The sequence below is a fragment of the Flavobacterium sp. 120 genome, from assembly GCF_003633605.1.
GTDB lineage: Bacteria > Bacteroidota > Bacteroidia > Flavobacteriales > Flavobacteriaceae > Flavobacterium > Flavobacterium algoritolerans.
The window spans coordinates 1675923-1691238 of sequence record NZ_RBKZ01000001.1 but is presented as its reverse complement, the minus strand read 5'-3'; the positions used below and the strand labels follow the sequence as shown (position 1 = coordinate 1691238).

Here is a 15316-nt window from a genome sequence, read left to right as displayed (position 1 = left end):
GCGGGATTAGCTCCAAAAGCTATTTGAAATAAGTGAATGTTTCTTCGTTTTCTAATTTCAATAAGGTTTCATAAATTAATTTAATCACATTTTCAACGTCATCACGATGTACCATTTCAACCGTGGTATGCATATAACGCAACGGCAAGGATATCAAAGCCGAAGCCACGCCACCATTACTGTAAGCAAAAGCATCGGTATCTGTACCCGTAACACGTGACGAAGCCAATCTTTGGAACGGAATTTCTTTTGCCATAGCAGTTTCTAAAATTAATTCTCTCAAATTATTTTGAACAGCAGGCGCGTACGTTACTACAGGACCTTTACCAATTTTTGTGTCACCTTCAATTTTCTTTTCGATCATTGGAGTAGTGGAGTCATGACAAACATCAGTAACAATAGCAACGTTTGGTTTGATGGTTTTGGTAATCATTTCGGCACCGCGAAGACCTACTTCTTCCTGAACCGAATTCGTGATATACAATCCAAAAGGAAGTTTTATTTTGTTTTCGTGCAATAATCGAGCTACTTCGGCAATCATGAACCCACCCATACGGTTGTCAATTGCGCGACAAACAAATTTGTTATCGTTCAAAATCATGAATTCATCAGGATACGTAATTACACAACCTACATGAACACCCATTTTATCGACCTGTTCTTTTGTTTCGCAACCAATGTCAATAAATAGATTGTCAACTTTTGCTACTTCTTCTTTTCCTCTATTGCGAGTATGAATAGCCGGCCAACCAAAAACACCTTTTACAATTCCTGCTTTAGTATGAATATTGACACGTTTTGAAGGTGCAATTTGGTGATCTGAACCACCGTTTCTAATCACATAGATTAATCCATCATCAGTGATATAGTTTACATACCATGAAATTTCGTCAGCATGCCCTTCGATCACTACCTTATAAGGTGCATCCGGATTTATAATTCCAACAGCAGAACCATAAGTGTCCGTTATAAAAGTATCCACATAAGGTTTTAAATAGTCCATCCATAATTTCTGTCCACCACTTTCATATCCGGTAGGTGATGCATTATTAAGATAGTTTTCTAAAAACTCAAGCGATGACTTGTTTAATATTGATTTAGTACTCATAAAATTATTTTTTTGCTAAATTATAAATTTGGCATTACAGTTGTGTATATAATGTATAATTTTGGCAATTAAATTTTCCTATATGAAGCTAATTAAATTTCTGTTGTTTTGTCTATTTGTCACCCTGTCGGTTAATGCACAGGTAATACCTCAGGATACCACAAAGATGGGGTATGAGTTAGAAGATGACGAATCAATTCTTAATGATACGATCCAATTACCGGAAGTCTTAATATATAAGGAGAAAATGGATCCCGAAGCAAGAAAGCAATTCCTAATCCTTCAAAATCGTGTTTATAAAACCTATCCTTATGCAAAGCTGGCTTCTGAGAGACTGTCAAATCTAAATAAAGGAATGGCAAACCTTAAAACAAATAAGGAGAAAAAAAGATACTTTAAGATAGTAGAAAACTATTTGAGTGACGAGTTCGAAGCTAAACTCAAAAAGCTTTCTCGTAAACAAGGCCAAATATTGGTAAAATTAATACATCGTCAAACAGGAACCACAACCTATGAGTTGGTGAAAAACCTTAAAAGCGGTTGGAAAGCATTTTGGTCTAACACAGCGGCAAGTATGTTTGACATTAATTTAAAAACAAAGTATGCGCCTTTCGATGTTAATGAAGACTATCTGATAGAAACTATATTAGTACGGGCATTTGATTCCGGAAGATTGCAAAACCAGAATCCTGCAAAACCGGTTGATTATAGTAATCTAACTGATTCCTGGGAGTCCAGAGCTGAGAAGCTGAAAAAATAACATAACAATTTGTGCGTTCCTCTTTAATATAAAGAAAGGCGATTCTCTTAGTGGAGAGTCGCCTTTCTTTATATTAAGGAGTCGGGCTATGTGCTACAAGTCCTCGTCCCGCCAAAAAAGGCGAGACTGTGGGCTTTTCGCTGCTATCCCTAACGCGAACTTTGGTTAAGTAGAGCTTTTTGTCGTTTTGATGTGTATTTTGGGACCTTATATATAGGATAGAATAGAAAAGAGAAGTTTGTTATTATATGAGGTATAGTATAAAACCATTTAACTTATTGATCTATTCTGTTGAAATACTAGTAAGGAAAGCAGCTTCTGGAGGATTAAAGCACATCGAAGAGCTGTAGAAAAGACAAAAAACCAGAATTCCCTATACTTTTATAAAGAAGGTAAAGGCAGTTGAAAGTTGCCCATCTTTATTGGAATAGGAGGTTTTGATTTGAAATCCCATTCATCGGGAGTTAAAAGGCAGTTTATCATAAAAAACTTTACTATTCAAGAATCATGTTTTCAGCGAGTTAAAGGATAGGTTAAGAAAACATGAAAAAAAAGGTTTAAAAAAGCTTGTAAAAGTGAATAAAGGTGCTACTTTTGCACCCGCAATGACGCAGACGTTCTTTAGAATACTGACAAGTAAACTGGATTGAGAGAGGGAATTTATTTTCAAAAAAAGATTCAGAAAAGCTTGTGAGATTAGAAAGAGCTTATTACATTTGCACCCCGCAAATCGCGCAAAGTTCCTTGACAAGCTGATAAGAAAACGGTAGTAAAACGGAGATAAAAATTTCCAAAAAAAACTTCAAAATTTTCTTGCCAGTTAAAAAAGAAGTTGTACTTTTGCACCCGCTTCGAGAAACACTTTAAGTAGTGTTAACGAAGGGAAAAACAAAGAAGAACACGTTCCTAGACATATTGAATTGACAGCCGTTTTGAAAGAGATTTCAAAACAAAAGAATGAGAGTAATAGAATCGAGAGATTTGAAAAAACCACTAGAATTTAGTCGAATAAACAAAGAGAGAAGATTTATCTGATCTCACACAATATACGATGAAGAGTTTGATCCTGGCTCAGGATGAACGCTAGCGGCAGGCTTAACACATGCAAGTCGAGGGGTATAGTTCTTCGGAACTAGAGACCGGCGCACGGGTGCGTAACGCGTATGCAATCTACCTTTCACAGAGGGATAGCCCAGAGAAATTTGGATTAATACCTCATAGTATTATAGAGTGGCATCACTTTATAATTAAAGTCACAACGGTGAAAGATGAGCATGCGTCCCATTAGCTAGTTGGTAAGGTAACGGCTTACCAAGGCAACGATGGGTAGGGGTCCTGAGAGGGAGATCCCCCACACTGGTACTGAGACACGGACCAGACTCCTACGGGAGGCAGCAGTGAGGAATATTGGACAATGGGCGCAAGCCTGATCCAGCCATGCCGCGTGCAGGATGACGGTCCTATGGATTGTAAACTGCTTTTGTACAGGAAGAAACACTGGTTCGTGAACCAGCTTGACGGTACTGTAAGAATAAGGATCGGCTAACTCCGTGCCAGCAGCCGCGGTAATACGGAGGATCCAAGCGTTATCCGGAATCATTGGGTTTAAAGGGTCCGTAGGCGGTTTAGTAAGTCAGTGGTGAAAGCCCATCGCTCAACGGTGGAACGGCCATTGATACTGCTAAACTTGAATTATTAGGAAGTAACTAGAATATGTAGTGTAGCGGTGAAATGCTTAGAGATTACATGGAATACCAATTGCGAAGGCAGGTTACTACTAATGGATTGACGCTGATGGACGAAAGCGTGGGTAGCGAACAGGATTAGATACCCTGGTAGTCCACGCCGTAAACGATGGATACTAGCTGTTGGAAGCAATTTCAGTGGCTAAGCGAAAGTGATAAGTATCCCACCTGGGGAGTACGTTCGCAAGAATGAAACTCAAAGGAATTGACGGGGGCCCGCACAAGCGGTGGAGCATGTGGTTTAATTCGATGATACGCGAGGAACCTTACCAAGGCTTAAATGTAGATTGACCGGTTTGGAAACAGACTTTTCGCAAGACAATTTACAAGGTGCTGCATGGTTGTCGTCAGCTCGTGCCGTGAGGTGTCAGGTTAAGTCCTATAACGAGCGCAACCCCTGTTGTTAGTTGCCAGCGAGTCATGTCGGGAACTCTAACGAGACTGCCAGTGCAAACTGAGAGGAAGGTGGGGATGACGTCAAATCATCACGGCCCTTACGCCTTGGGCTACACACGTGCTACAATGGCCGGTACAGAGAGCAGCCACTGGGTGACCAGGAGCGAATCTATAAAACCGGTCACAGTTCGGATCGGAGTCTGCAACTCGACTCCGTGAAGCTGGAATCGCTAGTAATCGGATATCAGCCATGATCCGGTGAATACGTTCCCGGGCCTTGTACACACCGCCCGTCAAGCCATGGAAGCTGGGGGTGCCTGAAGTCGGTGACCGCAAGGAGCTGCCTAGGGTAAAACTGGTAACTAGGGCTAAGTCGTAACAAGGTAGCCGTACCGGAAGGTGCGGCTGGAACACCTCCTTTCTAGAGCTTTAGTGTTAGCTATATGCACGCTAAAGAAAGAAGACGAAAGTTCAAGTTGGAAACAAATCCCAACGTTTTATTACTCTTGCTGTTAGTTCAAATAATACCATTTAAGAATAAGAGTGTCTCGTAGCTCAGCTGGTTAGAGTACTACACTGATAATGTAGGGGTCGACAGTTCGAGTCTGTCCGAGACAACTATTTAAAGCTTAAATAAAAGAAGAAATTCTAGAGTTGAGGAGTTATGAAATATAAATTCATAATTCATAATTCACAATTCATAATTAGATTGGGGGATTAGCTCAGCTGGCTAGAGCGCCTGCCTTGCACGCAGGAGGTCAACGGTTCGACTCCGTTATTCTCCACTATTCGAGTGAGTAGTAAAGAGTAAAAAGTAATTAGTCAAAAACTAATCACTAATTACTAAGGGCTAATCACTAGAAAAAAGTTCATTGACATATTGAGATAAGAAAATAATAAAAAGTAGAAAGCATTTTTTACTTGTTTATCATTAGACAAGTAAAAGAAACGGTCTCGTTTTAATTAACGAGATTGGTACAATAAGCAAAATAAGGGCGTATGGGGGATGCCTTGGCTCTCAGAGGCGATGAAAGGCGTGATAAGCTGCGAAAAGTTACGGGGATTGGCACACACGATACGATCCGTAAATACCTGAATGGGGCAACCCACTATGTTGAAGACATAGTACACCGATAGGTGGGCAAACCCGCTGAACTGAAACATCTAAGTAGGCGGAGGAGAAGAAAACAAAAGTGATTCCGTAAGTAGTGGCGAGCGAACGCGGATTAGCCCAAACCAATGTTGTTACGGCAATGTTGGGGTTGTAGGACCACGTTATTTGTTGCGGATAGAATTAGAATCTACTGGAAAGTAGAGCCAAAGAAGGTGATAGCCCTGTATAAGTAATAGAAGATAACGATAGTGGTATCCTGAGTAGGGCGGGGCACGTGAAACCCTGTCTGAATTTGGCGGGACCATCCGCTAAGGCTAAATACTCCTGAGAGACCGATAGTGAACCAGTACCGTGAGGGAAAGGTGAAAAGAACCGTGAATAACGGAGTGAAATAGATCCTGAAACCATACGCTTACAAGCGGTCGGAGCCCTTTCGTGGGGTGACGGCGTGCCTTTTGCATAATGAGCCTACGAGTTAACGTTGCTGGCAAGGATAAGTGGTTAAGCCACGGATCCGTAGCGAAAGCGAGTCTGAATAGGGCGCTTTAGTCAGTAGTGTTAGACGCGAAACCGTGTGATCTACCCATGGGCAGGATGAAGCGCTGGTAACACAGTGTGGAGGTCCGAACCGGTTGACGTTGAAAAGTCTTCGGATGACCTGTGGGTAGGGGTGAAAGGCCAATCAAACTCGGAAATAGCTCGTACTCCCCGAAATGCATTTAGGTGCAGCGTTATGCGTAAAGTTATATAGAGGTAGAGCTACTGATTGGATGCGGGGGCTTCACCGCCTACCAATTCCTGACAAACTCCGAATGCTATATAATGTTTCATAACAGTGAGGGCTTGGGTGCTAAGGTCCAAGTCCGAGAGGGAAAGAACCCAGACCATCAGCTAAGGTCCCCAAATATATGTTAAGTTGAAAGAACGAGGTTTGTCTGCCCAGACAGCTAGGATGTTGGCTTGGAAGCAGCCATTCATTTAAAGAGTGCGTAACAGCTCACTAGTCGAGCGGACGAGCATGGATAATAATCGGGCATAAACATATTACCGAAGCTATGGATTTGTAATTTATTACAAGTGGTAGGGGAGCATTCTAACAGGGTAGAAGGTGTGTCGTAAGGCATGCTGGACTGGTTAGAAAAGAAAATGTAGGCATAAGTAACGATAATGCGGGCGAGAAACCCGCACACCGAAAGACTAAGGTTTCCACAGCTATGCTAATCAGCTGTGGGTTAGTCGGGACCTAAGGCGAACCCGAAAGGGACAGTCGATGGACAACGGGTTAATATTCCCGTACTAGTTATTACTGTGATGGGGTGACGGAGTGATGAAAGCGCCGCGAACTGACGGAATAGTTCGTTGAAGTACCTACCTATAAGCTGCGCAGGCAAATCCACGCGGCTTGGGGAAATACGATAGTACTCGGAGTCTTCGGACAAAGAGATAGTGCGCCTAAGGGCTTCCAAGAAAAACCTCTAAACTTCAGGTAATAAGTACCCGTACCGCAAACCGACACAGGTAGTCGAGGAGAGAATCCTAAGGTGCTCGAGAGATTCATGGCTAAGGAATTAGGCAAAATAGACCCGTAACTTCGGGAGAAGGGTCGCCAGCAGCAATGCTGGCCGCAGTGAAGAGGTCCAGGCGACTGTTTATCAAAAACACAGGGCTCTGCAAAATCGTAAGATGAAGTATAGGGCCTGACACCTGCCCGGTGCTGGAAGGTTAAGAGGAGATGTTATCTTCGGAGAAGCATTGAATTGAAGCCCCAGTAAACGGCGGCCGTAACTATAACGGTCCTAAGGTAGCGAAATTCCTTGTCGGGTAAGTTCCGACCTGCACGAATGGTGTAACGATCTGGACACTGTCTCAGCCATGAGCTCGGTGAAATTGTAGTAGCGGTGAAGATGCCGCTTACCCGCAGTGGGACGAAAAGACCCTGTGCACCTTTACTATAGCTTAGTATTGACCTTGGATAAATGATGTGTAGGATAGGTTGGAGACTGTGAAGTGGCGTCGCTAGGCGTTGTGGAGTCATTGTTGAAATACAACCCTTTGTTTATCTGAGGCCTAACCCCGTTATGCGGGGGACATTGCTTGGTGGGTAGTTTGACTGGGGTGGTCGCCTCCAAAAGAGTAACGGAGGCTTCTAAAGGTTCCCTCAGTACGCTTGGTAACCGTGCGTAGAGTGCAATGGCATAAGGGAGCTTGACTGAGAGACATACAGGTCGATCAGGTACGAAAGTAGAGCATAGTGATCCGGTGGTTCCGCATGGAAGGGCCATCGCTCAAAGGATAAAAGGTACGCCGGGGATAACAGGCTGATCTCCCCCAAGAGCTCATATCGACGGGGGGGTTTGGCACCTCGATGTCGGCTCGTCACATCCTGGGGCTGGAGAAGGTCCCAAGGGTTGGGCTGTTCGCCCATTAAAGTGGCACGCGAGCTGGGTTCAGAACGTCGTGAGACAGTTCGGTCTCTATCTACTGTGGGCGCAAGAAATTTGAGTGGATCTGATTCTAGTACGAGAGGACCGAATTGGACAAACCTCTAGTGTATCTGTTGTCACGCCAGTGGCATCGCAGAGTAGCTACGTTTGGAAGGGATAAGCGCTGAAAGCATATAAGCGCGAAACCCACCACAAGATGAGATTTCTTTTAAGGGTCGTGGGAGATGACCACGTTGATAGGCTATAGATGTAAAGGCAGTAATGTCATAGTCGAGTAGTACTAATAACCCGTAAGCTTATGTACGCTTTTCTCCCGTCTTTCGGGACGGGAGAAGAAACTTTCTTTTATCCTGAATTTATTTCAGGAACTTCAATACTTTTTCTTTATCTCAGTATGTTAAGATATTATGTGATTAATTATCAATGATAAATTGTTAATTGTTACAATAATTGCCCAAAGCAATTATAACCTCTTAAGGTGGTTATTGCGGCGGGGCTCACCTCTTCCCATCCCGAACAGAGTAGTTAAGCCCGCCTGCGCAGATGGTACTGCAGTTATGTGGGAGAGTATGTCGTCGCCTTTCTTTGAAGACCCTGTTCTAACGAACGGGGTTTTTTATTCATACTTCTTCATTATAAGAAAAGTATACTGGTACCTTAGCTCAGATGGTAGAGCAATGGACTGAAAATCCATGTGTCCCTGGTTCGATCCCTGGAGGTACCACAAAATGCTCGGATGGTGAAATTGGTAGACACGCTGGACTTAAAATCCAGTGAACAGCAATGTTCGTGCGGGTTCAAGTCCCGCTCTGAGTACAAAAACTTCAATTGGCTAACGCTGACTGAAGTTTTTTTTGTTTTAAAAATAAAGAATTCTCATCATTTATTTGATTTTTGTATTATAACTCATTCTATGATAGTTATATTTTACAAATATTTACTCGAAGCGTACTGCATAGTGGAGTTAACATTTTTGAAATGCAATGTTCATTGAAAGGATAAGTATTTAATATTTTCATCTTTGATGAAGATAAATACTTATCATATAATGCTGTTTTTAGAAGTAATAAAGTTTAGTTTATAATTAACGGTTCATTTTAGATATTTAAGAAGTTGTTGATAAATTATTAAACTTTAACGTTTGTTCCACTTAATAGTTTATTGCATTTGGTGAAAAAAAAGTACTTTAGTTAATTGTTTAATAAATCGTTATCCAAAAAACAATTAATCTATGAAAAGAAGATCTTTTTTAACTACTGCAACTTTAGCGTCTGCAGGTCTTACCACACTTTTGATTACAGGCTGTACTTCTGGTACTAAAAAGGAAGAAGATTCAGTATCAGTTGAAGATTCCAATGCGATCTTTGAATTGGATGAAGAAACCATCGGCAGTTTAAGAGAAAAATTAGCTTCTGGAAAATATACTTCGGAGCAATTAGTACAATTATATTTAAAACGTATTGAAGCTATTGATAAAGATGGACCTCAATTGAATTCTGTCATAGAAGTCAATCCTGACGCAGTTGCTATTGCAGTTGCTATGGATAAAGAGTTGAAAGCTGGTAAAAGCAGAGGACCTTTACATGGAATTCCAGTTTTAATAAAAGATAACATCGATACAGCGGATAAAATGCAAACAACTGCGGGATCTTTGGCAATGGCAGGAAATATTGCTTCAAAAGATGCTTTTGTAGTACAAAAACTGAGAGAGGCCGGCGCAATAATCATTGGGAAAACTAATTTGAGTGAATGGGCGAATTTTCGTTCTACCCAATCGTGTTCCGGATGGAGCAGCAGAGGTGGTCAGACTAAAAATCCATATATTTTAGATCATAATCCATGTGGTTCCAGTGCGGGTTCAGGAACTGCTGTGTCAGCGAATCTTTGTGTAGTTGCTGTTGGAACCGAGACGGATGGTTCTATTGTTTGTCCGGCTTCGGTAAATGGAATTGTAGGCATTAAACCAACTGTAGGTTTGGTCAGTCGATCTGGAATTATTCCAATTTCAAAAACACAAGATACAGCTGGTCCTATGGCGAGAACTGTAACCGATGCGGCTATTTTATTAGGCGCAATGGCAGCTGTTGACCAAGATGATGCTATAACGCTTGAAAGCAAAGGAAAAGCGCAGAAGGATTATACCACTTTTTTAGATGTAAATGCATTGAAAGGCAAACGCATTGGGATTGAGAAAAAGCCACAAGGAAATAATAAATATATTAATGCACTTTTAGACGATGCCATTAAACTTCTAAAAAAGCAAGGAGCTGTCATTATCGAAATTGACTATTTGGATAAAATTAATGCTTTTGGTCAAGCCGAATTTGAAATTTTACAGTACGAATTTAAAGATGGATTGAACAATTATTTGGCTACAGCCAATGCAAAAGTAAAAAATTTAAAAGAGGTCATTGATTTTAATACTGCTAATGAAGATAAAGCAATGCCTTATTTTAAACAAGAAACACTAGAGAGTTCTAACCTTAAAAAAGGATTGGATGATAAAAAATATGTAGATGCATTAACTGTAAGTTTTGAAGGAAGTAAAGGTGTTTTAGATACTGTTTTTAAAGAAAATAAGCTGGTTGCCATTTGTGGAATAACGATGGGACCTGCTTGTAGTATTGATGTGATTTACGGCGATCGTTGGGGAGGATATTCTTTGACATCTCCTGCTGCTGCAAGTGGATATCCACATATTACGGTTCCTAATGGGATGGTTTATGATCTTCCTGTTGGTTTATCTTTTTTCGGAACTCCGTATACTGAGGGACAATTAATAGGATTGGGTTATGCTTATGAGCAAGCTTCTAAAAAGCGCTTAAAACCAGCTTTGAAACCTTCTTTTTTGTAATAAATTAGATTAAAAAATATTTAAAAGGGTAAAGAGTGAATCGCTTTTTACCCTTTTATATTTTTATAATATTCACAGATGGAGTTAATTGGACATTCTGGACATTTAGGTTGTGGGCGGCAAATTTCTCTTCCTAAAAATGAAATAGCCATCCCGATTTCTCCCCAAATTTCTTTTGGTAACACTTGCATTAGCTGTTTTTCGGCTTTGATTCCGTCTTTAGTTTCTGGGATTAATCCAATTCTGGGAGCAACCCTAATAACATGTAAATCAGCGATAATTCCTTCTGCCGGAATTTTTGCTTCGCGAAGAATTACATTGGCTGATTTTCGTCCGATTCCTTTTAAGGCAACTAAGCCGTCCATAGTAAGTGGAATATTTTCATCTTTTTGTATGGTTTGCGCTATTTCTATAAGCCAGTTGGCTTTGGTTCCAAAATTCCTGACTTTTGAAATGTGCGGAATTAATGCTTCCACATTAGAAACAGCTAAACTTTCCATGTTAGGATATGCTTCAAATAGGATAGGGGCAATTTTATTAATATTGGCATCAGAATCCTGTGCGGATAAAACGACCATCACCATAAGTTGATATAAATTATGATACTCAAGGGGATGTTTTCTTCCTTTATATTTGGTTAGAATTGGATCTAAATTTGTAGTCCAATCAGTAGCATTTTCAAATAAATTCATAGTTTTATTCTTTAAAATCAACAGATAAAGAGTTCACACAATAGCGTTGTCCGGTTTTTGTAGGTCCATCATCAAATACATGCCCTAAATGGCTGCCGCAATTAGCGCAAAGAATTTCAGTACGTTTCATGCCATGTGTCGTATCGGAAATGTATTGTACTTTTCCTGGAATGGATTCGTCAAATGATGGCCAACCGCAATGCGCATCAAATTTAGAGTTACTTTCGAATAAAGGCTCTCCGCAAGCACCACAGCAATATGTTCCTTTTTCATAATGCAAATTATAGGTTCCGGTGTGAGGGTATTCAGTCCCTTTTTGGCGAAGAATTCGGTAGCGTTCTTCTCCTAACTGTTCTTTCCATTCTTGTTCGGTTTTTTCTACAGGATATTTCATGATTTTAAGTTTTTTATTTTATGTATAATATTGTAATACAGTTATTTATTTTGAATGAATTGAACTGTTTTTTCAATTACTTTATGATTTCCTAGAATTTTTCGATGTCCTAATCCATCAGTTAATAATAGCTCTCCGTTTTTCAGATATTTATGAATGTGAATTCCAGCCTTTACAGGAACTTCAGGGTCATTGTTATCATGGATTACCAAAACTGGAATAGCAATTTCTTTGGCCGCTAAAAAAGCAGAATAGCTATTCATTTTTTCTTGGTATTTTTTCTCGAAATGCAAACGTAAAAGAGTGCTTATTATTGGTTTCAATTCTAATTTTGCTACAAAATCATCCATAATATCTTCTACAATATCCCCACTGCCAATAACTACGGCATGATTTACTTTTAATCCTTTTTTGATAGCATTCAAAACGGACATTCCTCCTAATGAATGGCCAATTGCTGCTTCAAATGGTCCGAATTGTTTGTCTATTTCTAAAATTGTAGCGATAAAATCGACCATAATGGTAGTTTTTCCAGGTGATTTTCCATGAGCTGGTGCATCAAAACTAATAGTGGAATATCCTGCCTTAAGCAACTCATCGGCTATTTTGAATAATTGTGTTCCGCGTCCTGACCAACCGTGAACCAATAAAATTTTCTTCTCACTTTTTCCATATTGATACAAAACAACCTCTTTATTAATTGCAGGAACTGGGATTAATTTTTGAATGCTATTGCTATCCATTTCTAATTCTCTTTTTGGAATTTTATGTTTTATGGGTGTTGTAAAGAGTTTAGCAGCAAATAGTGTAATTAGTTTTGGAGAAATAAAAGAGATTAATTTACTGGTTAATAAGATAATCCTAGGAATTTTCAATGATTGGGTATGATTAGAAGTTTTTTTTGTCATTTCAATAAATTTTCAAGCGTGTAATTATATTATAATTTTTTTAGTAAATTTAGAAAAACATAAAAGTAGTATTTTTTATAAAGTTTTTTGTTGGGATTAACATAAAAGGCGGAAATATTAAATAATTCGTATTAACTAAAAACACCAAAATTTCATAAATGGAAATATTTCATATCAGTGCAGAGTGTTACCCGGTAGCTAAAGTAGGCGGTTTAGCTGATGTTGTGGGTGCATTGCCAAAATATCAAAATAATGCAGGACATCAAGTGCGGGTAGTGATACCTTGTTATGATACAAAATTCAAAAAAGAAAATGATTTTGAATGTGTTCATTGGGGACATGTGAAATTGGGGAATTTTAATTTTCCTTTTAGTGTTCTCAAAGAAAAAACGGATAAGTTAGGATTTGAATTGTATTTGGTTGAAATCCAGGAATTATTTGATAGAAAAGATGTTTATGGATATCAAGATGATATTGAACGCTTTTTATCTTTTCAAATCGCCACTTTGGATTGGATTATAGGCAGAAATGAAGTTCCGGATGTAATTAACTGTCATGATCATCATACTGGTTTGATTCCATTTATGATGTTGTATTGTCATAAATACGAAAAACTCCGAAATATTCCATCCATGATTACCATTCATAATGGTTTGTATCAAGGGCAGTTTGGTTTTGATAAATTGTATTATTTGCCAGAATTTGATTTGGCCCATGTCAAAGTTTTAGAATGGGATAATTGTATCAATTCATTGGCAGTAGCCATAAAATGTGCTTGGGCTGTTACCACAGTTTCTCCTAATTACCTGAATGAGATTAATTATTCGGCTAATGGTTTAGAAATGTTGTTTAATCTGGTTCGCTATAAATCCAGAGGTATTTTGAACGGAATTGATATCGAAGTCTGGGATCCTGCTAAAGATGCGATGTTAGAAAAAAACTATTCGATTAAAAATTTCGAAAAAGGAAAGCAAGAAAACAAAGAAAAATTATGCAAGCTTTTTAATTTGGATCCAACAAAACCACTTTTTAGTTTTATTGGTAGGTTATTAGAAGAAAAAGGAGGCGATTTATTGCCTCATGCTGCAGCGCTAGCTTTATCTGAAAATTTTCAACAAATTAATATTTTAATCTTAGGTTCAGGAAATACAGCTATTGAGAATCAATTGAATGGCTTATTATCGGATTACAAAGGCAATTACAATACATTTATTGGATACAATGAGGAATTAGCTCACTTGATTTATGCAGGTTCTGATTTTTTATTAATGCCTTCAAGAGTGGAACCTTGTGGTTTAAACCAAATGTACTCGTTGCGATATGGTACAATACCTGTAGTAAGAAGAACAGGCGGACTGAGAGATACAGTAATTGATTTTGGAGATGATGGAAACGGAATTTGTCACGACCAAGCAACTGTGGGCGATGTTTGTTATTCGATTCAAAGGGCAGTAAATTTATATGACGATAAAAAACATTTAAATAAAATTATAAAAAAAGGAATGAGTACTGATCATTCTTGGGAAAGAGTTTGTCTGGAATATATAGAAATGTACAATTTAATAATTAACAAAAAATGAAAGCTAAAAAGAAAAATGTTATTGCAATTATTTTAGGTGGAGGACAAGGATCCAGATTATATCCATTGACAGAAACAAGGTCTAAACCTGCTGTGCCAATAGGAGGTAAATATAGATTGGTCGATATTCCAATTTCAAATTGCATGAATTCAGATATTTACAGAATGTTTGTTTTGACACAATTCAACTCTGCTTCTTTAAATGCCCATATAAAAAACACTTATAATTTTAGTATTTTTAGCCATGCTTTTGTTGATATTCTTGCTGCAGAGCAAACTCCAGACAATCCAACTTGGTTTCAAGGTACGGCCGATGCTGTAAGACAGTGTATGCCTCATTTCCTGAACCATGATTTTGATTATGCTTTGATTCTTTCCGGAGATCAATTGTATCAAATGGATTTTAATGATATGGTAGAAGAGCATATTAAGAGAGAGGCCGATATTACAATAGCTACTTTGCCTGTAAATGCAAAAGATGCTCCTGAATTTGGAATATTAAAAACAAACTCCGAAAGCTGTATTGAATCTTTCATTGAAAAACCTGCTAAGGAATTATTGCCAGACTGGGAATCGGATGTGAGTGAGCAAATGAAGAGTGAAGGCAAGCATTATTTAGCTTCAATGGGAATTTATATCTTCAACAAAAAACTGTTGGTAGATATCATGTCAAACAAAGAAACCAAAGATTTTGGTAAAGAAATTATTCCACAAGCGGTAGGTCATAAAAAGATATTAAGTTACCAATATGAAGGATATTGGACTGATATTGGTAATATTGATTCTTTTTTTGAAGCGAATATTGGACTGACAGAAGATTTACCTAAATTTAATTTATTCGATAACGACAATAAAATTTTTACCAGACCAAGATTATTGCCGCCTTCAAAATTCCAAAAAACAATGATTGATAAATCATTAATTTCCGAAGGCTGTATTTTGAATGCCAAAGAAATAAACCATTCTGTTATTGGTATCAGATCCAGAATAGGTGAGGGAACTATCATTCAAAATTGTTACGTTATGGGGAATGATTTCTATCAGAATATTGATGATATGAATGAGGACGTTAAAAGCAATAAACAATTGATTGGTATTGGGGAAAGATGCTTTATAAACAATGCTCTTGTAGATAAAAATTGCAGAATTGGTAATGATGTTTACATCAATGGAGGAAGTCATTTAGAAGATTTTTCGAATGAATTATATGCCATTAAAGACGGAATTGTTGTTATTAAAAAAGGAGCAGTTATACCGGATAATTACATCATAAAATAAATTTATAAACTGTTTTTTCTTAAAAATAATATTCTATTCTTTTT

The 15316-nt window shown here is 38.5% G+C and carries 8 protein-coding genes, 4 tRNA genes and 3 rRNA genes; 11 read left to right on the top strand and 4 right to left on the bottom strand.

What is annotated here, in order from left to right; translation table 11 throughout:
- Positions 1-19 precede the first annotated feature (19 nt).
- Positions 20-1108 carry a M42 family metallopeptidase gene (locus C8C87_RS07265; protein ID WP_121342115.1) on the bottom strand — a complete coding sequence of 363 codons (1089 nt, stop codon included), beginning with the start codon at positions 1106-1108 and terminating at the stop codon, positions 20-22.
- An 82-nt stretch (positions 1109-1190) separates the two neighbouring features.
- Here C8C87_RS07265 and C8C87_RS07260 point away from each other — a divergent pair, with 82 nt between their 5' ends.
- The 9 genes from C8C87_RS07260 to C8C87_RS07220 all read left to right on the top strand — a co-directional run bounded on the left by C8C87_RS07260 (position 1191) and on the right by C8C87_RS07220 (position 10421).
- The gene (locus tag C8C87_RS07260; protein ID WP_121342114.1) at positions 1191-1868 is read left to right on the top strand and encodes a DUF4294 domain-containing protein; all 678 of its coding nucleotides are present in this window, start codon (positions 1191-1193) and stop codon (positions 1866-1868) included.
- 1048 nt (positions 1869-2916) lie between these two features.
- A 16S ribosomal RNA gene (locus C8C87_RS07255) occupies positions 2917-4430 on the top strand.
- A gap of 123 nt (positions 4431-4553) precedes the next feature.
- Positions 4554-4627: transfer RNA gene (locus C8C87_RS07250), tRNA-Ile, on the top strand.
- A 93-nt stretch (positions 4628-4720) separates the two neighbouring features.
- A tRNA-Ala gene (locus C8C87_RS07245) sits at positions 4721-4794 on the top strand.
- 193 nt (positions 4795-4987) lie between these two features.
- Positions 4988-7871 (top strand): 23S ribosomal RNA (locus C8C87_RS07240).
- Between the two features lie 170 nt (positions 7872-8041).
- Positions 8042-8151, top strand: a 5S ribosomal RNA gene (gene rrf, locus C8C87_RS07235).
- The 16S, 23S and 5S rRNA genes sit together here with 4 tRNA genes alongside, the layout of an rRNA operon.
- A gap of 67 nt (positions 8152-8218) precedes the next feature.
- A tRNA-Phe gene (locus tag C8C87_RS07230) sits at positions 8219-8291 on the top strand.
- Between the two features lie 6 nt (positions 8292-8297).
- Positions 8298-8383, top strand: a tRNA-Leu gene (locus C8C87_RS07225).
- Between the two features lie 415 nt (positions 8384-8798).
- The gene (locus tag C8C87_RS07220) at positions 8799-10421 is read left to right on the top strand and encodes an amidase (RefSeq protein WP_121342113.1); all 1623 of its coding nucleotides are present in this window, start codon (positions 8799-8801) and stop codon (positions 10419-10421) included.
- A 47-nt stretch (positions 10422-10468) separates the two neighbouring features.
- Here C8C87_RS07220 and nth read toward each other — a convergent pair whose 3' ends face one another.
- Genes nth through C8C87_RS07205 form a run of 3 tightly spaced genes read right to left on the bottom strand, consistent with a single transcriptional unit; the run spans position 10469 to position 12415 of the window.
- Complete coding sequence (nth, locus tag C8C87_RS07215; RefSeq protein ID WP_121343320.1) at positions 10469-11113, bottom strand: endonuclease III; 645 nt, start codon at positions 11111-11113, stop codon at positions 10469-10471.
- A 4-nt stretch (positions 11114-11117) separates the two neighbouring features.
- Complete coding sequence (msrB, locus tag C8C87_RS07210) at positions 11118-11507, bottom strand: peptide-methionine (R)-S-oxide reductase MsrB (protein WP_099715422.1); 390 nt, start codon at positions 11505-11507, stop codon at positions 11118-11120.
- A gap of 41 nt (positions 11508-11548) precedes the next feature.
- The gene (locus tag C8C87_RS07205) at positions 11549-12415 is read right to left on the bottom strand and encodes an alpha/beta fold hydrolase (RefSeq protein ID WP_121342112.1); all 867 of its coding nucleotides are present in this window, start codon (positions 12413-12415) and stop codon (positions 11549-11551) included.
- A 158-nt stretch (positions 12416-12573) separates the two neighbouring features.
- On the opposite strand from C8C87_RS07205, the gene C8C87_RS07200 reads away from it, so the two are divergent.
- Positions 12574-13995 (top strand): glycogen synthase, encoded by a 1422-nt coding sequence (locus tag C8C87_RS07200; RefSeq protein ID WP_121342111.1) that lies wholly within the window; start codon positions 12574-12576, stop codon positions 13993-13995.
- Entirely contained in the window at positions 13992-15272 is a 1281-nt protein-coding gene (locus C8C87_RS07195; protein ID WP_121342110.1) for a glucose-1-phosphate adenylyltransferase, read from the top strand. The genes C8C87_RS07200 and C8C87_RS07195 overlap by 4 nt, the downstream gene beginning before the upstream one ends.
- Positions 15273-15316 lie beyond the last annotated feature (44 nt).

Excerpts from the sequence above, each read along its gene's own strand:
- C8C87_RS07265 (WP_121342115.1), bottom strand. The coding sequence starts at position 1,108 with ATGAGTACTAAATCAATATTAAACAAGTCATCGCTTGAGTTTTTAGAA.
- C8C87_RS07260 (WP_121342114.1), top strand. The coding sequence starts at position 1,191 with ATGAAGCTAATTAAATTTCTGTTGTTTTGTCTATTTGTCACCCTGTCG.
- C8C87_RS07220 (WP_121342113.1), top strand. The coding sequence starts at position 8,799 with ATGAAAAGAAGATCTTTTTTAACTACTGCAACTTTAGCGTCTGCAGGT.
- nth (WP_121343320.1), bottom strand. The coding sequence starts at position 11,113 with ATGAATTTATTTGAAAATGCTACTGATTGGACTACAAATTTAGATCCA.
- msrB (WP_099715422.1), bottom strand. The coding sequence starts at position 11,507 with ATGAAATATCCTGTAGAAAAAACCGAACAAGAATGGAAAGAACAGTTA.
- C8C87_RS07205 (WP_121342112.1), bottom strand. The coding sequence starts at position 12,415 with ATGACAAAAAAAACTTCTAATCATACCCAATCATTGAAAATTCCTAGG.
- C8C87_RS07200 (WP_121342111.1), top strand. The coding sequence starts at position 12,574 with ATGGAAATATTTCATATCAGTGCAGAGTGTTACCCGGTAGCTAAAGTA.
- C8C87_RS07195 (WP_121342110.1), top strand. The coding sequence starts at position 13,992 with ATGAAAGCTAAAAAGAAAAATGTTATTGCAATTATTTTAGGTGGAGGA.